This is a genomic window from Variovorax sp. 10N432 (assembly GCF_056394465.1).
This window is the reverse complement of the sequence record NZ_JBFTHX010000124.1, coordinates 1-898: the sequence shown is the minus strand read 5'-3', so window position 1 is coordinate 898 and position 898 is coordinate 1. Positions and strand designations below refer to the sequence as shown.

Sequence of the window (898 nt, the reverse complement as noted above, 5' to 3'; positions counted from 1 at the left end):
ACAACGCCCGGCGCTTCACCAAGATCATGGACGACTGAGATACCATGAACCCCTTCACTCGCGTGCTTCCGTGATCGTCCACGATCACCTTGAAACACCGTCCGCGATCACGCTGAAACCAGCGTCCACGATCGCTGAAATGCGCACCCGGAGATGCATCAGACCAAGAAGGGAAACACTTGGCACTTTGGCCTCAAGGCCCATATTGGCGTGGATGCCGAATCGGGGCTCGTGCACACCGTGATCGCCACGGCGGCCAACGTCAACGGCGTGACGCAAGCTGGCGCACTTTTGCACGGCGAGGAGACGGCGGCCTTCGGCGACGCCGGGTATCGGGGCGTGCACAAGCGCGAGGAAGCGCAAGGCCCGAAGTGGCACGTGGCGATGCAGCCGGGCAAGCGCCGGCAGCTGGATCTGACGCGCAAGTGGGCGCGGCTGCTGGAGAAAGCCGAGCAGCTGAAGGCGAGCATCCGGGCCAAGGTCGAGCATCCGTTCCATGTGATCAAAAACCTGTTTCGCCACAAGAAGACCCGCCACAAGGGCCTTGCGAAGAACGAGGCGCAGCTGTTCAGCCTGTTCGGGCTGGCCAATCTGGTCATCGCCAAGAGGTCGTTGCTGGTCGCGCATGGCCGAGGTGCGTCTTGAGCACCGAAAGTGGCCTCGAAAGAGGCGCAAAACGCCCGGCGGGCAGACCTCACGGCGCGACGTTGACCGAAATCGCGACCGCATCGCGTCGTGATGTCTTCAGATCCGACGACGTCGTTCATTGATCAGATGGTATGGGCGCCTCCCTCCTACTACTGCTAGGCACGACACCTCGGCAGTGTCAGAGTGAGCGTCCCACCGTCAACATCGAATGGAGGCCATCATGGAACGAACCGTCATTGCCGTCGACATT

At 61.5% G+C, this 898-nt stretch carries 1 pseudogene; it reads left to right on the top strand.

Annotated features, from left to right (window positions below):
- Positions 1-147: 147 nt before the first annotated feature.
- A pseudogene (locus AC1DF3_RS36930) lies at positions 148-645 on the top strand (IS5 family transposase); the annotation flags it as partial.
- Positions 646-898: the final 253 nt, after the last annotated feature.